A 22998-nucleotide genomic window follows, 5' to 3' on the forward strand; every position below is an offset into this window, starting at 1 on the left:
AAACAACCGGATTAAACGCGGCGTTTCTTACGCGGACGGCAACCATTATGCGGAATGGGTGTCACATCACGAATAGATGTAATAATAAAACCTGCAGCCTGAAGTGCTCTCAAAGCTGATTCACGACCGGAACCCGGTCCGCAAACTTCTACTTCGAGAGACCGCATACCGTGATCTTGCGCCTTTTTTGCACAATCTTCTGCTGCTACCTGAGCGGCGAAAGGTGTCGATTTACGCGAGCCTTTAAAGCCCTGTGCACCGGCAGACGACCAGGAAATCGTATTTCCTTGGGCATCGGTAATTGTTATGAGCGTGTTATTGAATGTCGAATTGACATGGGCAACGCCCGACGAAATATTTTTACGTTCGCGACGGCGAATACGCGTAGGCTCTTTGGCCATAATTTTCCTTTCACTGATCTCTGCACCGCCGTATTTCCAGCGGCTACACCTTATTGACCCCGACCAACATAATAAAAAAAACTATTATTCGTTCTATGACGCTGATTGGGGCAAAAATTATTTTATCTATTATTTCTTCTTACCGGCAATAGCCCGTGCCGGGCCTTTGCGGGTACGCGCATTGGTATGTGTACGTTGACCGCGAACCGGCAACGAACGACGATGACGCAAACCACGATAGCAACCAAGATCCATGAGACGCTTGATATTCATCGAAACTTCGCGGCGAAGGTCACCTTCCACCTGATAATCGTGATCGATAGCTTCACGGATTTGAAGAACTTCAGCATCCGAAAGTTCACTCACACGGCGCTCAGCAGGAATACCGACTTTATCAACGATTTCTTTAGCAAATTTCGGTCCAATCCCGTGAATGTACTGAAGAGCGATAATAACGCGCTTATTCGTCGGGATGTTGACGCCAGCAATACGAGCCACGCCTGTTCTCCTTAAATTAAATTTCAACCATTTGCACTTTAGTCAACACTGAACTAAAGCACAAAACGACCAGAACCGCACACAATGCCGATTCCAATCATCTCTCAAAAAAATGAAATTGTGCTGTCTTTGACGGATTTCGCCGGAAAAGTCAACTCCTCTTTCACTTATATGACAGACTGTTATCAGTGAAGTGCTTTTTCGATTGCAAGTGTGACATCCTTGACAGAAGCCATACCATCAATTTTCTTCAACAGTCCGGTTTTTTCATAAAACTGCGACAAGGGAGCAGTTTTATCACTATATTCTACGAGCCGCTTCGCAAATGCTTCCGGATTATCATCGGAGCGCACCTTGCCACCTGCGGCAATGGTTTCTGCAACGCGGGTCTTCATACGATCAACAAGTGCATTCCGATCAACAACAAGCTCGATCACTGCGTCCAGTTTCGTATGTTTGCTATTCAGAATTTCCTGCAAAGCCTCTGCCTGCCCTACCGTTCTCGGATACCCGTCAAGGATAAAGCCTTTTGAACAGTCCGGCTCGTCAATCCGCTCCGAAACAATCTGGTTCACAATCTCGTCGGAAACCAGCCCGCCGGCATCCATAATCGACTTTGCACGTTTACCGACTTCTGTTCCGGCAGCAACAGCCGCACGCAACATGTCACCAGTTGATAGTTGCGGTATGCCGTATTTTTCGGTCAAAATCTTTGCCTGAGTACCCTTACCGGCACCGGGCGGTCCTAAAAAGATCAGTTTCATCTATTTCTTTTCCCGCTTCTGAGTTTTGATTTCTTAAGCAAGCCTTCATATTGGTGAGCGACGAGATGCCCCTGAATTTGTGCAATTGTATCAAGTGTAACAGTCACAACGATCAAAAGCGACGTACCACCAAGATAGAACGGAACATGCAAGGTCGACATTAAAAATTCCGGCAACAGGCAAACTAGAATAATATAGATAGCCCCTACAACGGTAATGCGTGTAAGCACATAATCAATATATTGCGCTGTCCGTTCGCCAGGTCTTATTCCGGGAATAAAGCCTGAATGTTTTTTCAACTGGTCGGCTGTGTCTTTCGGATTGAAAACGATGGCCGTGTAAAAGAAACAGAAAAATGCCATAAGCCCCGCATAAACCACCATATAAAGCGGCTGCCCATGGCTTAACGAAAACGAAATCGTCTGCAGCCAATGAGGCATGTTTTGCGAAAAATTATTTATCGTTGCCGGCAGCATCAAAAGTGACGAAGCAAAAATGGGAGGAATGACACCGGCAGTGTTAAGCTTCAACGGCAAATTCGATGTATCGCCTTTGAACATCCGGTTACCCATCTGACGATTGGGATATTGAATAATTATCCGGCGTTGCGCCCGTTCCACAAAAACGATAACAGCAATAACCGCAATACAAATAACAATAATAAGAAGCAACATGAATGTTGAAAGATCGGCTTGCGCATGAGCTGTCAAAAGCTGCGCAATCGCCGAGGGAAGATTTGCAACAATACCTGCAAAAATAATGAGCGATATACCGTTACCAATTCCGCGAGAGGTGATCTGCTCGCCCAGCCACATCAAAAAGATCGTGCCGCCGGTCAGCGTAATAACAGCACTGATTCTGAACATCATTCCGGGTTCGGTCACAATCTGCAGACCCGTTCCCATTCCGCTCTCAAGCGCTATAGCAATACCATAAGCCTGGATCAACGCCAGAAAAACAGTTCCATAACGGGTATATTGATTAATAATCTTTCGCCCCGTCTCGCCTTCCTTCTTCAAAGCTTCAAGCGAAGGGATCACGGAAGTCATCAACTGCACGATGATCGAGGCTGAAATATATGGCATAATGCCGAGTGCAAAAATCGCCATACGCCCGACAGCACCACCGGCAAACATATTGAATAGACCCAAAACGCCGGATGCGTGCTGGGCAAATGTCTGTCTTAATGCATCAACATCGATTCCCGGCATGGGAATGTAAGTACCGAAACGATAGACAAGCAATGCACCCAAAGTAAACCAGATACGTTTCTTCAGTTCGGTAGCGCGCGAAAATGCGCCAAAATTAAGATTGGAAGCCAGTTGTTCTGCGGCAGATGCCATAAAATCTCTCCGGTTTTAATTCACGGCAAGATACCGTGAAAATCAACACATGCTTTACCCCCCTGCGCAAAAAAACGCAAAGAGAAACAACGCCTGTTAAAGCTATTTTAACTCAAGGCCGTTTTGCCTGATAAAAATAGTTTTTGCAACATGAAATAATTCATAAAAAAAGGTCTGGAATGAACGTTTATCACGTCACACCAGACCGGAACTGTACAAGCGAATGAATTATTCGGCAGAGCCACGAAGATTAACAACGCCACCGGCCTTGCTAACTTTTTCAATCGCGGCTTTGGAAGCGCCGGCAATGTCAAATGTCACTTTGGCTTTCAATTCACCATCCGAGAGAAGCCGAATGCCATCTTTTTCGCGACGGATAATGCCTGCAGCCTTCAACGCTGCACCATCTACCGGCTTTGCGGCATCCAATTTGCCAGCGTCGATAGCAGCCTGAATACGGCCAACCGATACTTCATTGAAGCTTTTTGAAAAAATATTGTTAAAACCGCGTTTCGGCAGGCGACGGTAAACAGGCATTTGCCCGCCTTCAAAACCGTTAATAGCCACACCTGAACGTGCTTTCTGGCCTTTAACACCGCGTCCGGCAGTCTTACCCATTCCGGAACCGATGCCGCGTCCTACTCTTTTGCGATTCTTTGTAGCGCCTTCTTGATCGCGCAGTTGATTGAGTTTCATGTTCTTTACTCCTACAATCCTCAGCCTTCATCCACAACGCGGACGAGATGCTCTACTTTTGCAATCATACCACGCACAGCCGGGGTATCGTTCAATGTGCTGCGGCGATGCATTTTGTTAAGTCCAAGCCCCTTCAACGTGGCACGTTGAACTTGCGGACGACGAATCGGGCTGCCGATTTGCTCGACAGTAACCTTTTTGCCATTATGGGTTTTTTTCCCAACCATTTTCAAATTCCTCTATATCGCAAGTTCCACGAATTACTCTTCATTGCCGATCAAGCTTTGACGACGGGCCTGCAACGTCGAATATTTAATGCCGCGCTGGGCAGCAATATCCTTCGGATGAACCTGACGTTTCAACGCATCGAATGTCGCGCGAATCATGTTGTAAGGGTTCGATGAACCGAGCGATTTTGCAACAACATCCTGCATACCGAGTGTTTCAAAAACAGCACGCATCGGACCACCGGCAATGATACCGGTACCGGCAGCAGCCGATCTCAACAATACACGTCCGGCACCATGACGCCCTTCAACATCATGATGAAGTGTACGTCCCGAACGCAGCGGCACATAAATCATTTCATGCTTGGCTGCTTCCGTCGCTTTACGAATTGCTTCAGGCACTTCGCGAGCTTTGCCGTGACCGAAACCGACACGACCCTTCTGGTCACCAACAACAACAAGAGCAGCAAAGCCGAAGCGACGACCACCCTTTACGACTTTGGCGACGCGATTAATATGGACGAGTCTGTCAACAAACTCGCTATCACGTTCCTCATGACGCTCATCACGATTGTTACGTTCTTTTTGTGCCATTCCTAATTCCTTTTTCTTTTCCGGAAGCACTTATCAAAAAAGAATTCCTCCAAAAAGAGGAATTCCTGGGCGAAAGGCCCGAAAAATCCGGGCCGACAACTTAGAAGCTCAAACCACCTTCGCGGGCCGCATCGGCAAGAGCCTTGATACGACCGTGATAAATATAGGCACCACGATCAAACACAACGTCCTTGACACCGGCAGCTTTTGCCCGTTCGGCAATAAGCTTGCCAACTGCTGTTGCAGCTTCCACATTGGCGCCACCTTTAAGCGAGGAACGAAGTTCCTTATCCAAAGTTGAAGCCGATGCGACTGTACGACTGTGAAGATCATCAATGATCTGAACATAGATATTCATATTCGAGCGATGAACGCTCAATCTCAAGCGGCCGTTAGCGACTGCTTTAACTTGCCGGCGAACGCGCTGTGCGCGGCGCTGAAGTATTTCTTTAGGCGAAGCCATGACCCAAGTTCCTTATTTCTTCTTGCCTTCTTTGCGAACAATACGCTCGTTCGCATATTTGACACCCTTACCTTTATAAGGTTCTGGTCCGCGATATTCGCGAATTTCCGCAGCAACCTGCCCTACTTTCTGCTTATCAATACCTGAAACCAGAATTTCAGTAGGCTTGGGCACGGCAACTGTAATGCCTTCAGGAACATGATAAACCACATCATGACTAAAACCCAAAGAAAGCTGAACATTCTTGCCTTGCATCGCAGCACGATAACCGACACCGTTTATTTCAAGCTTTTTCTCGAAGCCGCTCTTAACACCTTCAATGATATTTTCAATCATCGAACGGGACATGCCCCATTTAGAACGTGCTTCCTTGGTTTGGTCACGTGGCGTGACATGAACCACATTATCTTCCAATTTGAGATGAACTTCATCATCAGCGACAAAACTCAACTCTCCCTTCGGCCCCTTGACCTTGATCGCCTGCCCGTCAACTGAAGCAGTAATGCCAGCCGGGACATGAATCGGTTTTTTTCCAATACGTGACATTGTTATAACCTATCTTTCTAGCTTTCTCCGACATCCATTAGAAGATGCGGCAAAGAAGCTCCCCACCAACATTCTGCTCACGAGCCTCGTGATCGGCCATCACACCTTTCGGAGTTGAAAGGATCGAAATGCCGAGACCGTTTGCAACTTGTGGAATAGACTTCACTGAAACATAAACGCGGCGACCGGGCTTTGAAACACGGGAAATTTCCCGAATAACCGGTGCACCATCGAAATATTTCAATTCAATTTCAAGTTCCGATTTTCCGTTCTCGAAATCGATCTGGCTATATCCGCGGATATAACCTTCTGTCTGAAGAACGTCGAGAACACGCGCACGCAACCGGGACGCAGGAGTCGAAACTCTGGTTTTTTTACGTCCGAGCGCGTTACGAATGCGGGTAAGCATATCTCCAAGAGGATCTGACATAGACATTTACAAAACTCCTCTTACCAGCTTGATTTGACAACGCCCGGAATATGACCGAACGAACCAAGATCACGCAATGCAATACGCGACATTTTAAGCTTGCGATAATAACCACGCGGACGACCGGTTACTTCACAGCGGTTGCGAATACGAACCTTTGCAGAGTTACGAGGCAACTCTGCAAGTTGAATAGATGCGCGGAACCGCTCTTCAAGCGGAACCTTCTGATCCATTATAATTGCTTTCAGACGCGCACGACGTGCGGCATATTGCTTAACCATCGCACGACGATGATTGTTCTTCTCAACGGCACTTGTTTTGGCCATAATTTTACCTCGCTACGCTTGCCGTTACGCACGGAACGGAAAATTGAAACCACGCAACAATTCACGTGCTTCATCATCCGTTTTCGCTGTCGTACAAACGATGATATCCATACCCCAGATCTGATCTACCTGATCGTAGTTAATTTCCGGGAACACAATGTGTTCTTTGATACCCATGGCAAAATTGCCACGACCGTCAAAACTTTTAGGATTAAGACCACGAAAATCGCGAACGCGTGGCAAAGCAATCGTTACCAGACGATCCAGAAATTCGTACATACGGTCTCTACGCAATGTTACTTTTGCTCCGAGAGGCATTCCTTCGCGAACTTTAAACGTCGCAACAGAATTACGTGCATGTGTAACAATAGCTTTCTGCCCGGCAATAAGGCTCAAATCCTCGGCTGCTCTGGCAGGTTTCTTGGAATCCGCAGTTGCTTCGCCAACACCCATGTTGAGAACAACTTTCTCGACACAAGGAACCTGCATACTGTTTTCGTATTTGAACTTTTCTTGCAGGGCTTTGCGAACAACTTCGACATAATGCGTTTTCAAACGCGGCGCTTGAATCTTATCAGCCATCGATCAGATCTCCCGAACGCTTGGCAACGCGAACCTTCTTGCCGCCTTCTTCGATACGAAAGCCGACACGTGTAGGCTTTCCGTCCTTAGGATCAGCAATAGCCAATTTTGAAATATGAAGTGGAGCTTCTTTGGAAATAATACCGGCTTCCTGAGTTTGGGTCTGACGCTGGTGGCGCTTGACCATATTGATACCGCGAACAATGGCAGTATTTTCTTCAGGATTAACCTTGATTACTTCACCGTTACGCCCTTTATCCTTACCGGAAAGGATGACGACTTTATCGCCTTTACGAATTTTATTCATCGCAACGGCTCCCTATAAAACTTCTGGCGCGAGCGAAATAATCTTCATGTGATTCTTACCGCGAAGTTCACGGGGAACCGGTCCGAAGATACGAGTACCGATCGGCTCTTTCTTATTATCAACCAAAACAGCAGCGTTTTTATCAAAACGAATAACACTACCATCTGCGCGACGAATATCCTTGGCAGTACGTACCACCACAGCTTTCATCACATCACCTTTTTTTACGCGGCCACGAGGGATAGCTTCTTTGACCGAGACAACAATAATGTCGCCGACAGAAGCATATTTCCGTTTCGAGCCGCCCAGCACCTTGATGCACATGACACGACGGGCGCCGGAATTATCCGCGACGTCGAGGTTTGTTTGCATCTGAATCATGACTGGCCGCCTTCTCTTAATGTTTACGTCCGGCAGTGCATTTGACACATTCGGACTTGCCTGTCAAATTATGATTAAGACTTTTTCAAAACAAAATGTTGGGCACAAAAATACCCAACCTTCTGTCTGTAAAAAAATCCGATTGATTAAGCAGCGCCGTCTTTTACAACGACCCAGCGTTTATCTTTGGAAATTGGCTTGGATTCCTGAATAAAAACCTCGTCACCAACTTTGAACTCGTTGTTTTCGTCATGCGCTTTGTACTTCTTCGACTGGCTGACAGTCTTCTGTAACAGCGGATGCGAATAGCGCCGCTCTACTTTGACTACAACAGTCTTGTCGTTCTTATCGCTGACGACAACGCCTTGCAGAATGCGTTTAGGCATGTCTTAACTTCCTTAAGCCTTGCTTTCGGCCGCCTTCTGGCGGGCGATTGTTTTTATGCGTGCGATATCACGGCGAACCTGTTTAACGCGCGCTGTTTTTTCCAACTGACCGGTTGCTTTCTGGAAACGCAGATTGAACTGCTCTTTCTTCAGCTTGGCCAACTCATCATTCATCTGATCGAGCGTCTGAGCCCGTACTTCTGCGGCTTTCATCGCTTAGTCCCTTTATTCAGCTATACGCTGGACAAAACGTGTTTTAATCGGAAGCTTTGATGCACCCAATCGTAACGCTTCACGTGCCACATCTTCAGGTACGCCGTCAAGCTCAAACATGATACGTCCTGGTGCAACACGTGTTGCCCAATATTCTACTGCGCCTTTACCTTTACCCATACGGACTTCGGTAGGCTTCGATGATACCGGAACATCCGGAAAAACGCGAATCCACACACGACCGGCACGCTTCATCTGACGTGTGATAGCACGACGAGCCGCCTCGATCTGACGTGCAGTAACACGTTCGGGCTCCATGGCCTTAAGGCCGTAAGCACCAAAATTAAGTTCCGTACCGCCTTTAGAAACGCCATGAATACGGCCTTTAAACTGCTTACGGAACTTTGTGCGCTTTGGCTGCAACATTGTTCTCTACTCCAAATCCTGTTTTGCCCGTCTAAAAATCAGGCGTTTTCACGACGGCGGTTCGTGTTTGAACCTTGATTATCGCCTTCCATAGCACGGCGTTCGGAAGCCATCGGGTCATGCTCAAGAATTTCACCCTTGAATACCCAGACTTTCACACCGCAAATACCATAGGCAGTATTGGCTTCGGCTGTACCGTAATCAATATCCGCACGCAAGGTATGAAGCGGAACACGTCCTTCACGATACCATTCCATACGGGCAATTTCAGCACCGCCCAAACGACCACCACAATTGATACGGATACCTTCGGCACCAAGACGCATAGCTGACTGGACAGCACGCTTCATAGCACGACGGAAAGCCACACGGCGTTCCAATTGTTGTGCAATCGACTGGGCAATCAATTCGGCATCAATTTCCGGCTTACGGACTTCGACAATGTTCAAAGCCGTATCGGCATGTGTCATTTCAGACAATTTGCGACGCAACTTCTCGATGTCGGCACCCTTCTTGCCAATGATAAGACCAGGACGAGCCGAATGAATGGTCACACGGCATTTCTTGTGCGGACGTTCGATAACAACTTCCGAAATCGCAGCCTGTTTCAATTCGTCCATAACATATTTGCGGATTTTCAAATCCTCATGCAACAGCCGACCATATTCGCCTGTATCAGCATACCAGCGAGAATCCCATGTGCGGTTGATACCGAGACGAAGCCCGATTGGATTGATCTTCTGACCCATTATGCGGCCTCCTCTTTATCGGACACTTCACGAACAACAATTGTAAGATGAGAGAACGGACGCAAAATTCTGCTTGCGCGACCACGGCCACGCACATGAAACCGCTTCATAACAATTGATTTACCGACAGAAGCTTCCGCTACGATAAGCGAATCGACATCCAGATCGTGATTGTTTTCTGCGTTCGCAATCGCAGATTCCAACGTCTTTTTCACCGTATCGGCAATGCGCTTACGAGAAAACGTCAAATCTGCAAGAGCTGTATTAACCTTTTTACCGCGAATCATTGCCGCTACAAGATTAAGCTTTTGCGGGCTTACACGAATTGTGCGAGCGACTGCCTTTGCTTCATTATCTTTAAGCTGGCGCGGAGCCTTAGCTTTGCCCATTATTACTTCCTCTTCGCTTTCTTGTCCGCACCGTGACCATAATAGCTGCGGGTGGGAGCGAACTCACCGAACTTATGTCCGACCATTTCTTCCGAAACAGAAACAGGAACATGCTTGTTTCCGTTGTAAACACCAAAGGTCAGGCCAACAAACTGCGGCAAAATCGTGGAGCGGCGGCTCCACATTTTTATAACCTCGTTACGACCGCCGGCACGTACCTTCTCAGCTTTCTTGAGAAGATAGCCGTCAACAAACGGTCCTTTCCATACTGAACGAGCCACTTCAGACTACCTCTCTTACTTCTTGCGTTGATGACGTGAGCGCATAATGAATTTATCGGTCGCTTTGTTCGAGCGCGTACGCTTGCCCTTTGTAGGCTTGCCCCAAGGCGATACCGGATGACGACCACCTGAAGTACGGCCTTCACCACCACCATGCGGGTGATCTACCGGGTTCATCGCAACACCACGAACGTGCGGACGTTTACCGCGCCAACGGGCACGACCCGCTTTACCATCATTGATATTACCATGATCCGAGTTAGAAACTGCACCAACCGTTGCGTAACAACCACTGGCAACCAGACGCTGTTCACCCGAATTGAGACGCAGAATAGCCATTCCCTGATCGCGACCGACGAGCTGGGCATAAGTACCGGCTGAACGGGCAATTTGCCCACCTTTACCAGGCTTCATCTCGACATTGTGGATAATCGTTCCAACAGGCATATTGCCGAGAGGCATCGAGTTACCGGGCTTAACGTCAACATTCAAACCGGCAACAACTGTGTCGCCGACGCCCAGACGTTGCGGAGCGAGAATGTAGCTCAGATGACCGTCTTCATAACGAATAAGCGCAATAAACGCTGTGCGGTTCGGATCATATTCCAAACGTTCCACTTTAGCAGGCATATCGCGTTTCAAACGCTTGAAGTCCACAAAGCGATAAGTTCTCTTATGACCACCACCCTGATAACGGGCAGTTACGCGACCGTGATTATTACGACCGCCTTTCGACGACAGACCTTCGGTCAGCGCTTTCACAGGCTTGCCTTTGTAAAGACCTGAACGATCTACAATGACAAGCTGACGCTGCCCTGGCGTGGTCGGATTAAAGTGCTTGAGTGCCATTATTCCTAACTCCGAGCCTCTTAAAGACCAGTCGAAACGTCGATTGACTGACCTTCAGCCAGCGTCACGATCGCTTTTTTGACATCACTCTGTCGACCGACAACGCCTTTAAAACGTTTCACCTTACCCTTGCGGGTTGTTGTATTCACTGCTGTAACTTTGACACCGAACAAAGCTTCAACAGCCGCTTTGATTTCTGATTTTGTCGCCTTCGGTGCAACCTTGAACACGACTTGATTATTTTCCGATAGCATCGTCGATTTTTCGGTAATAACCGGACTTACGACGACATCATAGTGGCGAAGATCTGTCATTTGAACCGCTCCTCAAGGGCTTCGACGGCTGCCTTGGACAAAACCAGTTTGCCACGACGCAGAATGTCATAAACGTTGATCCCCTGAACCGGCAAAACATCAACATTTGGAATGTTCGATGCGGCACGGGAAAACTTCAAATCAATTTCCTTACCACCGATGAGCAGTGCATCCGAAAAACCGAGTTTGGCAAAATCCTTCGCCAATACCTTGGTTTTGGCTTCCTTGACGTTCAATTCGTCAACAATAATCAGATCTTGCGATTTCACTTTTGCAGACAGCGCATGACGCAAGCCCAAAGCACGGACTTTCTTCGGCAATTCGTGAGCGTGGCTGCGAACAACCGGCCCATGAGCCTTACCACCACCACGGAATTGCGGAACACGTGCAGATGAGTGACGGGCACGACCAGTACCCTTCTGCTTATACATCTTTGCACCGGTCCGCGATACATCGGCACGTGTCTGGCTTTGATGCGTACCTTGCTGACGACGGGCGAGCTGCCAACGGACAACACGTTGTAGAATATCTTCACGAGGATCCAAACCGAAGACTTCTTCCGAAACCTTCAACTTGCCAGCATCCTTACCGTCAAGAGTTGTTACGATGAGATCCATTATCAGGCTCCCTCAGCGACTGTAGCTTCCGCCTTCGGGGCAGCAGCATCTGTTTTTGCATTCTTTGACTGACGCAAGGCGGCAGGCTTCGGCGCATTTTCAGGAACGCTCTTCTTGACAGCATCCCGTACCAAAATCCAGGCACCCTTCGACCCCGGAACAGCACCACGAACCAGAATCAACCCGCGATCGGCATCTGTTGATACAACTTCAATATTCAAAGTCGTTATTCTGGTCTGCCCCATATGGCCAGCCATTTTCTTACCCTTAAACACTTTGCCCGGATCCTGGCGTTGGCCTGTCGAACCGTGGGCACGGTGTGTAATGGAGTTACCGTGCGAAGCACGATGTCCACCAAAGTTATGACGTTTCATAACACCGGCGAAACCTTTACCGATCGACGTACCAGTCACGTCAACCAATTGACCGGGAACAAAATGTTCCGCAGTGATTTCAGCCCCAACTTCCAAAAGATTATCGGGACTTACACGAAATTCTGCAATTTTTGCTTTCGGCTCTACCGAAGCTTTTGCAAAATGACCACGTAATGCTTGAGAGGTATTCTTTACCTTGGCAAGCCCTACGCCTAACTGAACAGCAGTATAGCCATTCTTCTCAACTGTACGCTGTGCAACGACCTGACAATTCTCCAAACGAAGAACTGTAACAGGCACATGTTCACCGGCATCATTATAGACGCGGGTCATGCCCAGCTTTTGTGCTATTACACCTGAACGCATCGGGTTCGTTCCTTCCGTCCCCAAGCCTTAAAGCTTGATCTCGACATCAACACCAGCAGAAAGGTCGAGCTTCATAAGCGCGTCCACTGTCTGCGGCGTCGGATCAACAATATCAAGAAGACGCTTGTGTGTGCGCATCTCAAACTGCTCACGGCTCTTCTTATCGATGTGCGGCCCACGATTAACCGTGAACTTCTCGATTCGCGTCGGAAGCGGAATCGGTCCACGGATATTGGCGCCAGTACGCTTGGCGGTCGACACAATCTCACGTGTCGATGCGTCAAGAATCCGGTGATCAAACGCTTTTAAGCGAATGCGGATGTTCTGACCGTTCATACTCTTTTTATCCCTGTCAATCGGAACGTCTTTTCACAAAGACGCTCCTTAACAATTAAAATTCGATTATTCAATGATTTTGGAAACGATACCGGCACCAACTGTGTGGCCACCTTCACGGATAGCGAAGCGGAGCTTCTCTTCCATAGCAACCGGAACAATCAGTGTAACATCCATCGTAACGTTATCACCCGGCATAACCATTTCTGTACCTTCCGGCAATGTTACAATACCGGTAACGTCTGTTGTACGGAAATAGAACTGCGGACGGTAATTGGTGAAAAATGGTGTGTGACGACCACCTTCATCCTTTGTCAAAATATAGGCTTCTGCCTTGAACTTGGTGTGCGGTGTAACAGTACCAGGCTTTGCCAATACCTGTCCGCGTTCGACACCTTCACGTTCAATACCACGAAGAAGAGCACCGATATTGTCGCCTGCTTCACCTTCATCAAGAAGTTTGCGGAACATTTCAACGCCGGTCACTGTGGTCTTTGTCGTCGGACGGATACCAACGATTTCTACTTCGTCACCAACCTTGACAATACCGCGTTCAACACGGCCGGTCACAACTGTACCACGACCGGAAATCGAAAACACGTCTTCAATCGGCATCAGGAAAGGCTGGTCGATCGGACGCTTCGGAGTCGGGATATATTCATCAACTTCGTGCATCAAAAGACGAACAGCATCTTCACCGATTTCCTTGTTGGTGCCTTCAAGAGCAGCTAATGCCGAACCCTTAACAATCGGAATCTCGTCGCCGGGGAAATCATATTTTGAAAGAAGTTCGCGAACTTCAAGTTCAACCAGTTCCAACAGCTCTTCGTCGTCTACCTGATCGACTTTATTCAGGAAAACAACAATAGCAGGAACACCAACCTGACGGGCAAGAAGAATGTGTTCGCGTGTCTGGGGCATCGGGCCATCAGCAGCAGAAACAACAAGAATTGCACCGTCCATCTGGGCAGCACCGGTAATCATGTTCTTGACATAGTCAGCGTGTCCGGGGCAATCGACATGGGCGTAGTGACGCTTCTCTGTCTCGTATTCTACGTGTGCTGTAGAAATCGTGATACCACGAGCGCGTTCTTCCGGCGCAGCATCAATCTGGTCATACGCCTTGAACTCGCCAAAATACTTTGTAATCGCTGCCGTCAGCGTTGTTTTACCATGGTCAACGTGACCAATCGTGCCGATATTTACATGCGGCTTCGTACGTTCATATTTGGACTTTGCCATCTGAGCTCTCTCCATTTTCTGCCCCGTTCGGGGCTGAGTTGAAAGTTAATACGTAACCGCCTGATTACGCGAATTTTTTCTGAATTTCCTGAGCCACCGCCGTAGGCACTGGTTCATAGTGATCGAATTGCATTGTATATTGGGCACGCCCCTGACTCATCGAACGCAAACTATTGACATAGCCAAACATGTTTGCGAGCGGAACCATGGCATCCACCACAGTAGCAATACCTCTTGGCTCTGTGCCGGAGATTTGACCGCGACGGGAGTTCAAATCACCGATAACATCACCAACATAGTCTTCCGGTGTAACAACCTCGACCTTCATGATAGGTTCAAGAAGTTGTGCGCCGGCCTTCTGGGCTCCCTCACGGAAAGCAGCACGAGCAGCAATCTCGAATGCCAGTACGGAGGAGTCAACATCATGATAAGCACCATCAAGCAATGTTGCTTTGACACCCTGCATAGGAAAGCCAGCAAGTGGGCCGGAACCCATAACGCTTTCAAGACCTTTCTGGACACCGGGGATATATTCCTTCGGAACCGCACCACCGACGATTTTCGATTCAAACAGCAAGCCGTCGCCGTCATAAGGTTCAAAAAGAATCTTCACACGTGCAAACTGACCCGAACCACCGGACTGCTTCTTATGGGTATAATCAATTTCAGCGGGCTTTGTAATCGTTTCACGATAAGCAACCTGCGGCTGACCGACATTTGCCTCGACTTTAAATTCGCGACGCATACGATCAACAATGATGTCGAGGTGAAGCTCACCCATACCGGCAATAATTGTCTGCCCTGATTCTTCGTCCGATTTTACACGGAATGAAGGATCTTCAGCCGCCAAACGATTAAGGGCAATGCCCATTTTTTCCTGATCGGCCTTGGTCTTAGGTTCGATTGCAATTTCGATAACCGGTTCCGGAAACTCCATACGTTCCAGAATAACCGGATGAAGCGGATCGCAAAGAGTATCGCCCGTGGTGGTTTCTTTCAAACCGGCCAATGCAACAATATCACCTGCGTAAGCCTCTTCAATATCGGTACGGGCATTGGAATGCATCAACAACATACGGCCGATACGCTCTTTTTTACCCTTTACGGTGTTTTCAAGAGAGACACCCTTGTGAAGCTCACCTGAATAGATGCGGCAGAAGGTCAACGAACCGACAAACGGATCGTTCATAATCTTGAATGCCAACATTGACAAAGGTGCTGCATCCGACGATTCACGTGTTGTTTCTTCACCCGTCTTAACGTCGATGCCCTGAATAGCAGGAACATCAACCGGCGAAGGAAGATAAGAAACAACAGCATCCAACAATGGCTGGATACCTTTATTTTTAAAGGCAGAACCACAAAGAACCGGATGGAAAAGCACTTCACAAGTACCTTTACGGATCAGTGAAATCAGCTCTTCATTGGTTGGCATTTTGCCTTCGAGATAGGCCTCGGTAGCCGCCTCATCAACTTCAACAGCAGCCTCTACCAGCTTTTCACGATATTCTTCGGCTTTAGCCTTCATATCTGCCGGAATTTCACTGCTTACAGTGTGACCACCAATAGAACCATCCCATGTAAGGGCTTTCATATCGATAAGATCAATGACGCCCTCGAAATCGTTCTCGGCACCAATCGGCAACTGGAGAACCAGTGCATTCGCACCAAGACGCGAGCCGACCATTTCAACACTGCGATAGAAATCCGCACCGATCTTGTCCATTTTATTGACAAAAACCATACGCGGTACATGGTATTTTTCAGCCTGACGCCAGACAGTTTCAGTCTGCGGCTCAACACCGGCATTCGCATCAAGAAGAGCTATCGCACCATCAAGCACACGCAATGAACGCTCGACTTCAATTGTGAAATCAACGTGTCCGGGAGTGTCGATAATATTGAACCGGCATTTTTCACCGTTACGCCCCTTCCAGAACGTCGTCGTAGCAGCGGAAGTAATGGTAATACCGCGTTCCTGCTCCTGCTCCATCCAGTCCATTGTTGAAGCGCCGTCATGCGTTTCGCCGATTTTATGATTCTTACCGGTATAGTAAAGAATACGCTCGGTCATTGTGGTCTTACCGGCGTCAATATGAGCCATAATACCAAAATTACGATAATCTTCGATTTTATACTCGCGAGCCATATTTTTTGCTTTCGATTAAAAAGAGTTCACTTACCAACGATAATGCGAGAATGCGCGGTTGGCTTCAGCCATACGGTGCGTATCTTCGCGTTTCTTGACAGCCGAACCACGATTATTCGCTGCATCCATCAATTCGCCCGACAAACGATCAACCATGGTTGTCTCGTTACGGTTACGTGCCGCTGCAATAAGCCAACGAATGGCCAATGCCTGACGGCGATCGGGACGTACATCAACAGGAACCTGATAAGTTGCACCACCAACACGACGAGAACGGACTTCAACATGAGGAGCAACATTCTCTAATGCCTGATGAAACAGAGCAACCGGCTCCGTTTTTGCTTTATCACCAACTACATCAAGCGCACCATAAACAATGCGCTCTGCAACCGACTTCTTACCATCAAACATGATGGCATTCATAAATTTTGTAATCACAAGATCACCGAACTTCGGATCTGGATTAATCTCACGTTTTTCTGCTCTATGGCGACGGGACATTGGCTTCGTCTCTCAAACTTATTTAGGACGTTTGGCACCGTATTTGGAACGGCGCTGCTTACGATTCTTGACACCTTGCGTATCGAGCACACCACGAATGATGTGATAACGAACACCAGGCAAATCCTTAACACGTCCGCCACGAATCATGACAACGGAGTGTTCCTGAAGGTTGTGACCTTCACCGGGAATATAACCAATAACTTCAAAACCATTGGTCAAACGAACCTTGGCAACCTTACGGAGAGCCGAATTCGGTTTCTTTGGTGTCGTTGTATAAACGCGTGTGCACACGCCACGCTTTTGCGGGTTTGCCTGCAATGCAGGAACCTTATTACGCTTGACCGGCGCTGTACGCGGCTTGCGGATCAACTGGTTTACGGTAGGCATTCAACCTTCCTCTTTTCAATCTCTTTTGTCTCGCCCAATCTGGGCCGCTTCACTTTATTCAGTTGCCAGCAAAAACTGGCGACAACAGTAAACGCATGCACAAAAAACCGGGCTTCACCGCTATCGTGCAGATCACCCGACTATAAGCAGAGGAGACCGTAAAAGCCTCATGCATCCGGCATTTGCGTTTCAAAACCGTAAAACGAACCCTGTTTGAGGCGAACTCCAAAACGTGTCGTTTTGAAAATGTAGCTAACCTCACATCGGCTCCGATGGCGGTTTATTAACGATAAACAAGTGTTGCGTCAAGTCCTATAGCCGAGAAAAACAATGAAATCGCGATTTTTACGGCGTTTGGACGACCAATCGACAGTTTATAACAGGCAGATTGTCGATTGAGACCATTTCAGGAGAAATCATACGCCGCAAAAATTCCGATAAATCCGGTAATTTATGAATATTCCGAATTTTGACGCACTGCGCATGTGCACCCGATTTCCTCTATCAAGAGAATCGAAGCATGAGTCTGAACGGAATCATTAAAAAAACGTTCCCTTGAATTGATGCGGTGCTTTTGCCCCTGTTCGGCTCTTTTATATAGTTTAAAAATTCCGAACCGTAAGAACCAATTAAAAAGCTTTCAATACAAAATAAGAGCTTTTCCTGATGTCGGCTTTCCGTTCGCTTTTATAAAACAATCGGCCAAACACCATCAGATCTTATCTTATAAAATGTCACATCCTTTACTTTATTAATATATGAAACCGTGTCGAATGATATATTCGCACCTCTTTAGTCCTTGAATAAAAGCGCGACCAATTTTTCATTGAATAGTGATTGAAGCATTGAATGGTGTTTGAATCATTCCGCTTTTCCCGAACAACCTTCCGGATAATGGCTTGGCCTCAGGATAGTTGCATAATCTTCTTCCCGGTAAGCTCTATCAATAAAAGCCGGATTGTTTTGACAAAAACGGGATTTTTGAAAGAGCTATCATTAGAAAAGCTATCCATTATATTTTTATTCCGATAAATAACATTAAAACATCAACTAACGCTTGAAGCTTCAGGATAAGATTGGTTAAAGTGACGGGTATGAAAATAGCAACCTGGAATGTGGCAGGTATCAGAGCCAGACATGATACGCTGATAAAGTGGCTAAAATGGTGTGAGCCTGATATTGTCTGCCTGCAAGAAACCAAAACGATAGATGCAAATTTTCCTCGTACCGAGATTGAAGCTCTTGGCTACCATATCGAGGCACACGGGCAGAAAGGTTTCAACGGCGTCGCACTGCTTTCAAAAACAAGTCCCGATGAAGTCGTTCGGGGCTTGCCTGGCGATGATAGTGACGAACAGGCCCGCTACATCGAAGCTGTATATTCGACCCAAAAAGGCGTCATACGGGTTGCATCACTTTATGTGCCCAATGGTAATCCGGTAGATAGCGAAAAATACCCTTACAAATTGCGTTGGTACGAACGCTTTCAAAAACACGCCGCTTCTCTTCTTGCTTTGGAAGAACCGCTGGTATTTGCGGGTGATTATAATGTAATCGGTTCAGATTACGACGCCAAAAACCCGCAAGAATGGATTGGCGATGCACTTTACCTTCCACAAAGTCGTCAAGCCCTGTGGGGAATCAGGAATCTCGGTTTTTATGACGCAATCCGTTCGACTTCCGACAATCCGGACTATAGTTTTTGGGATTTCAAATCAGGCGCATGGACAAAAAACGATGGAATAAGAATAGATCATTTTCTTATTTCCCCTGAAGCCGCCGACAAGCTCGAAAGCAGTTCGGTACAAAGCGTTGTGCGTGGATGGGAAAAACCATCCGATCACGTTCCCGTTGTCATTAAGCTGAAGTAATTTCCCTTTTATTTGCATCAAAGTTTTATAAAATATAAAGAATCCTTTAAAAAACACAGAAAATTTATATTCATAAAAAAAAATGTGTTAAACTCGCGATCGTAGGCAATTTTGTTGCGGAAATAATCAAATAGGAGAACATTCATGAAAAGAGCTCTCATGGCTTTTGCCGCTTTGGCAATCTTGGGACTGACTGGCACCGCAATGGGCCAGCAGAAAGACACGCTTGAAAAAATAAAGGATAGCGGGTCGATCACATTGGGTGTGCGCGAATCATCGGGTTTGGCCTATGCGCTCGGTAACGGAAAATATGTTGGTTTCCATACCGAAATGGCAGAGCGCATTATCGACGATATTTCCAAAAAAATTGGCAAACCGATCAAGATCAATTATCTGCCGATTACTTCTCAGAACCGCATTCCGCTTTTACAAAATGGAACTTATGATTTTGAATGTGGTTCGACAACCAATAATGCTGCAAGAGGTAAAGAAGCAGCTTTTGCCTATACGACTTATGTCGAAGAAGTACGCATTGCCACCAAAAAGGATTCCGGCATAAAATCTATTGCCGATCTCAACGGGAAAACTGTTGCGACGACCACCGGCACAACTTCGGTGCAGCTTATCCGCAAGAACAAACGTGCACAAAATATTGATTTTAAAGAGGTAAACGGGAAAGATCACGCCGATAGTTTCCTGCTTCTGGAATCGGGAAGAGCTGATGCTTTTGTTATGGACAGATCAATTCTTGCAGGAAATATCTCAAAATCGAAGAATCCGTCGGATTATGTCATTCTCAATGATGTTCTTTCTGTTGAACCTATTGCCTGCATGTTGCGTCTTGACGACAAGAATTTGGAACAGGCAATTGATGACAGTATTGTACGGCAAGTAAAAGACGGATCTCTCGAAACTCTATATAATAAATGGTTTATGCAGCCGGTGCCTCCTTCAAATACGGTCGTCGGATTACCGCTTTCCGATACAACAAAATATGCTTGGGAACACCCCAACAACAAGCCTATGGAAGATTATCAGGAAAACAAATAATAACTTGTGAGAAACAAGGCTGCATGTTTTTGAAGTTGCATGCAGCCTATTTATGGCGTTACAAGCCAATGCGGCTTGGAAAAAACAGAGTGCGTGCGTACTCGTGCCAGATTTTCGGGAATACTCTACAATGGATTTCTCATTCCTCTGTATGGATGATATAGATCATACCCATGTTGCCGGTTGTTTCGGTAAAGCGGGTGTGAGTCATACCTATCTCGATACACTGCTCAATGCATTTTTGAATACAGCTCTCCTTTCAATTTCAAGTTTAATTTTAGCGATTATTGTCGGTGTGATTATCGGCACAATGCGAACTCTGCCTCGCACATCGCTCTTCAACCGTATATTACGCGCAATTGCCCGGATATGGGTGGAAATAACACGCAATATTCCACTGCTCGTCCAGATATTTCTTTGGTATTTTGTTGTTCCGAAGATTTACCCGCCCGCAATGGGCTTCCCGCCAATGATCCTTGTCATTTGTGCATTGGGATTTTTTACCTCGGCCCGAATTGCCGAACAGGTTCGTTCGGGAATTGAAGCTATTCCAACCGGTCAACGTTATGCTTCCATGGCAATGGGTTTTACCACCTATCAAACCTATCGCTACGTCATTTTACCGCGGGCGATGCGAACCATTTTGCCACCGCTTATTTCCGAATCCATGGGAATCGTGAAAAACTCGGCCGTCGCTTTTGCGGTTTCAATCCATGAATTGATGCAATTCCAGTTTCAGGCCATTGAAGAAGTCAGCCATGTCTATGAAAACTACATGGTTGTGACAGTTCTTTACGTCATTATTTCTCTGGTTATTTTTGTCGTTATGTCAATCATTGAACGAACGGTCAAAATTCCCGGATTCCAGACGGAGGGGAGATAATCATGTCGAATCCCGGCTCTACCCTATCCTATTATCTGACGTTCGACTTTTCGTGGATGGATTTTTCCTTCTTCACTTTCGATGTATTCAAAACCTACATTTTATCCGGCCTTATTTTCAGTGTCGTATTAACAATTGTTGCCACCGTCCTTGGAGTGATCTTCGGAACACTTTTGGCAATGATGCGGCTTTCATCAATAAAGCCTTTATCATGGATAGCCACCATTTACGTTACTGCCATGCGCTCCATCCCTTTGGTGATGGTAATTCTCTGGTTTTTCGTCTTGCTGCCTTTTGTCACCGGACATTCGATCGGCGCAAACAATTCCGCATTCATTACGTTCACAGCCTTTGAAGCAGCCTATTTCGCAGAAATTATGCGCGCCGGCATAAGGTCGGTTCCGCAGGGGCAAAAATTTGCCAGCGAAGCTCTCGGCATGACTTATTGGCAATCCATGCTGATCGTCATTTTACCTCAAGCATTACGAAATATGCTTCCCGTTCTTCTTACGCAGGTCATTATCCTGTTTCAGGATACATCGCTTGTCTATGCAATTAGCGGCAATGATCTTCTCAAAGGTTTCGACATTGTGGCAAACAATTTCGGTGTCAAACAGGAAGCTTATATTCTTGCCGCCGTGTTCTATTTTGTGATCTGTTTCACGCTCTCGCAGGCTGTCATGTATCTGCAGAAAAAAGTCGCTATTATTCGCTGATAGGAAAGTTTTATGCCCGAACATATGATTGAAGTAAAAAACGTTTCCAAATGGTATGGAAAATTCAACGTTTTGAAGAATTGTTCGACCAATATAAGCAAAGGCGAAGTTGTCGTTGTATGTGGTCCTTCCGGTTCTGGTAAATCGACCTTTATCAAGACCATTAATGCACTTGAACCGTTTCAGGAAGGGCAGATTTGGGTCGACGGTGTTCCCGTTCATTCTCCGAAAACCGATTTACCCAAATTACGTAGCCGCGTTGGTATGGTTTTCCAACATTTCGAGCTTTTTCCGCATTTATCGGTGATGGAAAATTTGACGATTGCGCAGACCAAAGTTCTGCATCGTTCAAAGAAAGATGCAATCGAAAGCGGGCTGAAATATCTCAAACGCGTCGGTCTGATCGACCATAAGGATAAATATCCGGGGCAACTTTCGGGTGGTCAACAACAGCGCGTTGCCATTGCGCGCGCTTTGACAATGGATCCTGTTGTTATGTTGTTCGATGAACCAACGTCTGCACTCGACCCTGAAATGGTGGGTGAAGTGCTTGATGTCATGGTAGGACTCGCACAGGATGGAATGACGATGATATGCGTAACCCACGAAATGGGCTTTGCACATAAAGTATCAGACCGTGTCATTTTCATGGATGCCGGAGCAATATTGGAAGATTGTACATCGGAAGAATTCTTTGCATCACCTGATTTGAGAACGCCGAGAGCCCGCGATTTTCTGTCGAAGATTTTGAGCCATTAATCCGACAAGCGGCAACAAGCAGTTCACGTAATGAAGAGGCGATTGGCTGGTTCAACATCCGGTGCTATGTCTTGTTGCCCGAAGATTGAAAACAAGCCAGATATTATCCTTGTGGTTATTTCCGGATTTGGTAAATAGCCGACAATGATTGACCCAATCATCGTTGGCTTCTATCCGGCTTTGCGAAATTTTTCTTTCGCTAATTGGCGCAATCCTGTCTTAGCAAACATTCATATCATCAATGTGGACACGTCAGCTAATTGCGACAGACGTTTGCGGGATAGACTTGCCGCATTGGTCGCCGGAATGTCAGGCTAACAATCAATCGCTACAAAAACCTCTTCGTTATACCGTTCACGAAATGGCTGAAAGCCAACAGCATAACACAGTCATCAAAAAGCATCCGGTTTAAAAGCAACCTGCCCGCCTACCCAAAAACCTTGGTGTGCCCCAATAGTAGCCCGTGGCGCGGCAACAGTGCCGCACCCGACTTTCGACACATTATCACTCTTCACAACAAAATGGTGATTGAGTGGCGCTATAAAACGGGGATCTATGAAACGGGGGCCTTATAAAACA

At 46.9% G+C, this 22998-nt stretch carries 34 protein-coding genes; 5 read left to right on the top strand and 29 right to left on the bottom strand.

Annotation, left to right across the window (positions count from 1 at the left end):
• Positions 1-11: 11 nt before the first annotated feature.
• From rpsK to rpsL, 29 genes are all read right to left on the bottom strand, one after another.
• Positions 12-401: a 30S ribosomal protein S11 gene (rpsK, locus tag H3S94_RS08245; RefSeq protein ID WP_075870499.1), complete on the bottom strand. Its 390-nt coding sequence runs from the start codon at positions 399-401 to the stop codon at positions 12-14.
• Between the two features lie 129 nt (positions 402-530).
• Complete coding sequence (gene rpsM / locus H3S94_RS08250) at positions 531-899, bottom strand: 30S ribosomal protein S13 (protein ID WP_075870498.1); 369 nt, start codon at positions 897-899, stop codon at positions 531-533.
• Positions 900-1084: 185 nt separating this feature from the next.
• The gene (locus H3S94_RS08255) at positions 1085-1663 is read right to left on the bottom strand and encodes an adenylate kinase (protein WP_077992500.1); all 579 of its coding nucleotides are present in this window, start codon (positions 1661-1663) and stop codon (positions 1085-1087) included.
• Complete coding sequence (secY, locus tag H3S94_RS08260) at positions 1660-3006, bottom strand: preprotein translocase subunit SecY (protein ID WP_198240763.1); 1347 nt, start codon at positions 3004-3006, stop codon at positions 1660-1662. Before secY ends, H3S94_RS08255 begins: the two co-directional genes overlap by 4 nt.
• Before the next feature lie 228 nt (positions 3007-3234).
• Positions 3235-3702 (bottom strand): 50S ribosomal protein L15, encoded by a 468-nt coding sequence (gene rplO / locus H3S94_RS08265; RefSeq protein WP_198240764.1) that lies wholly within the window; start codon positions 3700-3702, stop codon positions 3235-3237.
• 20 nt (positions 3703-3722) lie between these two features.
• Positions 3723-3929 carry a 50S ribosomal protein L30 gene (gene rpmD, locus H3S94_RS08270; RefSeq protein WP_077992507.1) on the bottom strand — a complete coding sequence of 69 codons (207 nt, stop codon included), beginning with the start codon at positions 3927-3929 and terminating at the stop codon, positions 3723-3725.
• A gap of 33 nt (positions 3930-3962) precedes the next feature.
• A complete protein-coding gene (rpsE, locus tag H3S94_RS08275; RefSeq protein WP_077992509.1) occupies positions 3963-4523 on the bottom strand; it encodes a 30S ribosomal protein S5 in 561 nt (186 codons plus the stop codon).
• 100 nt (positions 4524-4623) lie between these two features.
• Complete coding sequence (gene rplR / locus H3S94_RS08280; protein WP_077992511.1) at positions 4624-4986, bottom strand: 50S ribosomal protein L18; 363 nt, start codon at positions 4984-4986, stop codon at positions 4624-4626.
• A gap of 12 nt (positions 4987-4998) precedes the next feature.
• Complete coding sequence (gene rplF, locus H3S94_RS08285; protein ID WP_077992513.1) at positions 4999-5532, bottom strand: 50S ribosomal protein L6; 534 nt, start codon at positions 5530-5532, stop codon at positions 4999-5001.
• Between the two features lie 37 nt (positions 5533-5569).
• On the bottom strand, positions 5570-5968 hold the full coding sequence (rpsH, locus tag H3S94_RS08290) for a 30S ribosomal protein S8 (protein ID WP_077992515.1): 399 nt from the start codon (positions 5966-5968) through the stop codon (positions 5570-5572).
• A gap of 14 nt (positions 5969-5982) precedes the next feature.
• Positions 5983-6288: a 30S ribosomal protein S14 gene (gene rpsN, locus H3S94_RS08295; protein ID WP_077992517.1), complete on the bottom strand. Its 306-nt coding sequence runs from the start codon at positions 6286-6288 to the stop codon at positions 5983-5985.
• A 24-nt stretch (positions 6289-6312) separates the two neighbouring features.
• Positions 6313-6870: a 50S ribosomal protein L5 gene (gene rplE / locus H3S94_RS08300; RefSeq protein ID WP_077992521.1), complete on the bottom strand. Its 558-nt coding sequence runs from the start codon at positions 6868-6870 to the stop codon at positions 6313-6315.
• The gene (gene rplX / locus H3S94_RS08305; protein ID WP_077992523.1) at positions 6863-7177 is read right to left on the bottom strand and encodes a 50S ribosomal protein L24; all 315 of its coding nucleotides are present in this window, start codon (positions 7175-7177) and stop codon (positions 6863-6865) included. The genes rplE and rplX overlap by 8 nt, the downstream gene beginning before the upstream one ends.
• Before the next feature lie 12 nt (positions 7178-7189).
• Complete coding sequence (gene rplN / locus H3S94_RS08310; RefSeq protein WP_008039971.1) at positions 7190-7558, bottom strand: 50S ribosomal protein L14; 369 nt, start codon at positions 7556-7558, stop codon at positions 7190-7192.
• Positions 7559-7704: 146 nt separating this feature from the next.
• Entirely contained in the window at positions 7705-7944 is a 240-nt protein-coding gene (gene rpsQ, locus H3S94_RS08315; RefSeq protein WP_077992524.1) for a 30S ribosomal protein S17, read from the bottom strand.
• Between the two features lie 12 nt (positions 7945-7956).
• Positions 7957-8157: a 50S ribosomal protein L29 gene (rpmC, locus tag H3S94_RS08320; protein ID WP_077992526.1), complete on the bottom strand. Its 201-nt coding sequence runs from the start codon at positions 8155-8157 to the stop codon at positions 7957-7959.
• A 12-nt stretch (positions 8158-8169) separates the two neighbouring features.
• Positions 8170-8583 (bottom strand): 50S ribosomal protein L16, encoded by a 414-nt coding sequence (gene rplP, locus H3S94_RS08325; RefSeq protein ID WP_077992527.1) that lies wholly within the window; start codon positions 8581-8583, stop codon positions 8170-8172.
• 38 nt (positions 8584-8621) lie between these two features.
• On the bottom strand, positions 8622-9332 hold the full coding sequence (rpsC, locus tag H3S94_RS08330; RefSeq protein WP_077992529.1) for a 30S ribosomal protein S3: 711 nt from the start codon (positions 9330-9332) through the stop codon (positions 8622-8624).
• Positions 9332-9721, bottom strand: coding sequence for a 50S ribosomal protein L22 (gene rplV / locus H3S94_RS08335; protein WP_075870483.1), 390 nt, complete (start codon positions 9719-9721; stop codon positions 9332-9334). Before rplV ends, rpsC begins: the two co-directional genes overlap by 1 nt.
• A 2-nt stretch (positions 9722-9723) precedes the next feature.
• Positions 9724-10002 carry a 30S ribosomal protein S19 gene (gene rpsS, locus H3S94_RS08340; RefSeq protein WP_075870482.1) on the bottom strand — a complete coding sequence of 93 codons (279 nt, stop codon included), beginning with the start codon at positions 10000-10002 and terminating at the stop codon, positions 9724-9726.
• A gap of 15 nt (positions 10003-10017) precedes the next feature.
• Positions 10018-10851, bottom strand: a complete 834-nt coding sequence (rplB, locus tag H3S94_RS08345) for a 50S ribosomal protein L2 (RefSeq protein ID WP_077992531.1) — start codon at positions 10849-10851, stop codon at positions 10018-10020.
• Positions 10852-10871: 20 nt separating this feature from the next.
• Positions 10872-11165 carry a 50S ribosomal protein L23 gene (locus H3S94_RS08350; RefSeq protein WP_077992532.1) on the bottom strand — a complete coding sequence of 98 codons (294 nt, stop codon included), beginning with the start codon at positions 11163-11165 and terminating at the stop codon, positions 10872-10874.
• The gene (rplD, locus tag H3S94_RS08355) at positions 11162-11782 is read right to left on the bottom strand and encodes a 50S ribosomal protein L4 (RefSeq protein ID WP_077992534.1); all 621 of its coding nucleotides are present in this window, start codon (positions 11780-11782) and stop codon (positions 11162-11164) included. The genes H3S94_RS08350 and rplD overlap by 4 nt, the downstream gene beginning before the upstream one ends.
• Before the next feature lie 2 nt (positions 11783-11784).
• The gene (gene rplC / locus H3S94_RS08360) at positions 11785-12522 is read right to left on the bottom strand and encodes a 50S ribosomal protein L3 (RefSeq protein ID WP_077992535.1); all 738 of its coding nucleotides are present in this window, start codon (positions 12520-12522) and stop codon (positions 11785-11787) included.
• Positions 12523-12549: 27 nt separating this feature from the next.
• Entirely contained in the window at positions 12550-12858 is a 309-nt protein-coding gene (gene rpsJ / locus H3S94_RS08365) for a 30S ribosomal protein S10 (RefSeq protein ID WP_075870855.1), read from the bottom strand.
• A gap of 66 nt (positions 12859-12924) precedes the next feature.
• Positions 12925-14100, bottom strand: a complete 1176-nt coding sequence (gene tuf, locus H3S94_RS08370) for an elongation factor Tu (protein WP_077991855.1) — start codon at positions 14098-14100, stop codon at positions 12925-12927.
• 64 nt (positions 14101-14164) lie between these two features.
• Positions 14165-16249 carry an elongation factor G gene (gene fusA / locus H3S94_RS08375; protein ID WP_077992537.1) on the bottom strand — a complete coding sequence of 695 codons (2085 nt, stop codon included), beginning with the start codon at positions 16247-16249 and terminating at the stop codon, positions 14165-14167.
• Between the two features lie 30 nt (positions 16250-16279).
• Positions 16280-16750 carry a 30S ribosomal protein S7 gene (gene rpsG, locus H3S94_RS08380; RefSeq protein ID WP_077992538.1) on the bottom strand — a complete coding sequence of 157 codons (471 nt, stop codon included), beginning with the start codon at positions 16748-16750 and terminating at the stop codon, positions 16280-16282.
• A gap of 18 nt (positions 16751-16768) precedes the next feature.
• Positions 16769-17140, bottom strand: coding sequence for a 30S ribosomal protein S12 (gene rpsL / locus H3S94_RS08385; RefSeq protein WP_002964366.1), 372 nt, complete (start codon positions 17138-17140; stop codon positions 16769-16771).
• A 1094-nt stretch (positions 17141-18234) separates the two neighbouring features.
• Between rpsL and xth the strand changes: the two genes are divergently transcribed.
• The 5 genes from xth (at position 18235) to H3S94_RS08410 (ending at position 22419) form a co-directional block, all read left to right on the top strand.
• Positions 18235-19011, top strand: a complete 777-nt coding sequence (gene xth, locus H3S94_RS08390) for an exodeoxyribonuclease III (RefSeq protein WP_198240870.1) — start codon at positions 18235-18237, stop codon at positions 19009-19011.
• Between the two features lie 144 nt (positions 19012-19155).
• On the top strand, positions 19156-20061 hold the full coding sequence (locus H3S94_RS08395) for a transporter substrate-binding domain-containing protein (protein ID WP_077992541.1): 906 nt from the start codon (positions 19156-19158) through the stop codon (positions 20059-20061).
• A gap of 130 nt (positions 20062-20191) precedes the next feature.
• Positions 20192-20944, top strand: a complete 753-nt coding sequence (locus tag H3S94_RS08400) for an amino acid ABC transporter permease (RefSeq protein WP_077992543.1) — start codon at positions 20192-20194, stop codon at positions 20942-20944.
• A 2-nt stretch (positions 20945-20946) separates the two neighbouring features.
• Positions 20947-21660: an amino acid ABC transporter permease gene (locus H3S94_RS08405; protein WP_077992544.1), complete on the top strand. Its 714-nt coding sequence runs from the start codon at positions 20947-20949 to the stop codon at positions 21658-21660.
• 12 nt (positions 21661-21672) lie between these two features.
• Positions 21673-22419, top strand: a complete 747-nt coding sequence (locus tag H3S94_RS08410) for an amino acid ABC transporter ATP-binding protein (RefSeq protein ID WP_077992546.1) — start codon at positions 21673-21675, stop codon at positions 22417-22419.
• Positions 22420-22998: the final 579 nt, after the last annotated feature.

It is taken from the genome of Bartonella sp. B10834G3, from assembly GCF_016102505.1.
Lineage (GTDB): Bacteria > Pseudomonadota > Alphaproteobacteria > Rhizobiales > Rhizobiaceae > Bartonella > Bartonella choladocola.

Excerpts from the sequence above, each read along its gene's own strand:
- rpsG (WP_077992538.1), bottom strand. The coding sequence starts at position 16,750 with ATGTCCCGTCGCCATAGAGCAGAAAAACGTGAGATTAATCCAGATCCG.
- rpsC (WP_077992529.1), bottom strand. The coding sequence starts at position 9,332 with ATGGGTCAGAAGATCAATCCAATCGGGCTTCGTCTCGGTATCAACCGC.
- rplB (WP_077992531.1), bottom strand. The coding sequence starts at position 10,851 with ATGGCACTCAAGCACTTTAATCCGACCACGCCAGGGCAGCGTCAGCTT.
- rpmC (WP_077992526.1), bottom strand. The coding sequence starts at position 8,157 with ATGAAAGCCGCAGAAGTACGGGCTCAGACGCTCGATCAGATGAATGAT.
- rplV (WP_075870483.1), bottom strand. The coding sequence starts at position 9,721 with ATGGGCAAAGCTAAGGCTCCGCGCCAGCTTAAAGATAATGAAGCAAAG.
- rplP (WP_077992527.1), bottom strand. The coding sequence starts at position 8,583 with ATGTTGCAGCCAAAGCGCACAAAGTTCCGTAAGCAGTTTAAAGGCCGT.
- H3S94_RS08395 (WP_077992541.1), top strand. The coding sequence starts at position 19,156 with ATGAAAAGAGCTCTCATGGCTTTTGCCGCTTTGGCAATCTTGGGACTG.
- tuf (WP_077991855.1), bottom strand. The coding sequence starts at position 14,100 with ATGGCAAAGTCCAAATATGAACGTACGAAGCCGCATGTAAATATCGGC.
- rplF (WP_077992513.1), bottom strand. The coding sequence starts at position 5,532 with ATGTCACGTATTGGAAAAAAACCGATTCATGTCCCGGCTGGCATTACT.
- rpsE (WP_077992509.1), bottom strand. The coding sequence starts at position 4,523 with ATGGCACAAAAAGAACGTAACAATCGTGATGAGCGTCATGAGGAACGT.
- rpsN (WP_077992517.1), bottom strand. The coding sequence starts at position 6,288 with ATGGCCAAAACAAGTGCCGTTGAGAAGAACAATCATCGTCGTGCGATG.
- rpsH (WP_077992515.1), bottom strand. The coding sequence starts at position 5,968 with ATGTCTATGTCAGATCCTCTTGGAGATATGCTTACCCGCATTCGTAAC.
- fusA (WP_077992537.1), bottom strand. The coding sequence starts at position 16,249 with ATGGCTCGCGAGTATAAAATCGAAGATTATCGTAATTTTGGTATTATG.
- rpsK (WP_075870499.1), bottom strand. The coding sequence starts at position 401 with ATGGCCAAAGAGCCTACGCGTATTCGCCGTCGCGAACGTAAAAATATT.
- rplN (WP_008039971.1), bottom strand. The coding sequence starts at position 7,558 with ATGATTCAGATGCAAACAAACCTCGACGTCGCGGATAATTCCGGCGCC.
- H3S94_RS08400 (WP_077992543.1), top strand. The coding sequence starts at position 20,192 with ATGGATTTCTCATTCCTCTGTATGGATGATATAGATCATACCCATGTT.
- H3S94_RS08405 (WP_077992544.1), top strand. The coding sequence starts at position 20,947 with ATGTCGAATCCCGGCTCTACCCTATCCTATTATCTGACGTTCGACTTT.
- H3S94_RS08410 (WP_077992546.1), top strand. The coding sequence starts at position 21,673 with ATGCCCGAACATATGATTGAAGTAAAAAACGTTTCCAAATGGTATGGA.
- rplE (WP_077992521.1), bottom strand. The coding sequence starts at position 6,870 with ATGGCTGATAAGATTCAAGCGCCGCGTTTGAAAACGCATTATGTCGAA.
- rplD (WP_077992534.1), bottom strand. The coding sequence starts at position 11,782 with ATGGATCTCATCGTAACAACTCTTGACGGTAAGGATGCTGGCAAGTTG.
- rplX (WP_077992523.1), bottom strand. The coding sequence starts at position 7,177 with ATGAATAAAATTCGTAAAGGCGATAAAGTCGTCATCCTTTCCGGTAAG.
- H3S94_RS08350 (WP_077992532.1), bottom strand. The coding sequence starts at position 11,165 with ATGACAGATCTTCGCCACTATGATGTCGTCGTAAGTCCGGTTATTACC.
- rplC (WP_077992535.1), bottom strand. The coding sequence starts at position 12,522 with ATGCGTTCAGGTGTAATAGCACAAAAGCTGGGCATGACCCGCGTCTAT.
- rpsQ (WP_077992524.1), bottom strand. The coding sequence starts at position 7,944 with ATGCCTAAACGCATTCTGCAAGGCGTTGTCGTCAGCGATAAGAACGAC.
- rplO (WP_198240764.1), bottom strand. The coding sequence starts at position 3,702 with ATGAAACTCAATCAACTGCGCGATCAAGAAGGCGCTACAAAGAATCGC.
- rpsL (WP_002964366.1), bottom strand. The coding sequence starts at position 17,140 with ATGCCTACCGTAAACCAGTTGATCCGCAAGCCGCGTACAGCGCCGGTC.
- rplR (WP_077992511.1), bottom strand. The coding sequence starts at position 4,986 with ATGGCTTCGCCTAAAGAAATACTTCAGCGCCGCGCACAGCGCGTTCGC.
- H3S94_RS08255 (WP_077992500.1), bottom strand. The coding sequence starts at position 1,663 with ATGAAACTGATCTTTTTAGGACCGCCCGGTGCCGGTAAGGGTACTCAG.
- secY (WP_198240763.1), bottom strand. The coding sequence starts at position 3,006 with ATGGCATCTGCCGCAGAACAACTGGCTTCCAATCTTAATTTTGGCGCA.
- rpmD (WP_077992507.1), bottom strand. The coding sequence starts at position 3,929 with ATGGTTGGGAAAAAAACCCATAATGGCAAAAAGGTTACTGTCGAGCAA.
- rpsJ (WP_075870855.1), bottom strand. The coding sequence starts at position 12,858 with ATGAACGGTCAGAACATCCGCATTCGCTTAAAAGCGTTTGATCACCGG.
- xth (WP_198240870.1), top strand. The coding sequence starts at position 18,235 with ATGAAAATAGCAACCTGGAATGTGGCAGGTATCAGAGCCAGACATGAT.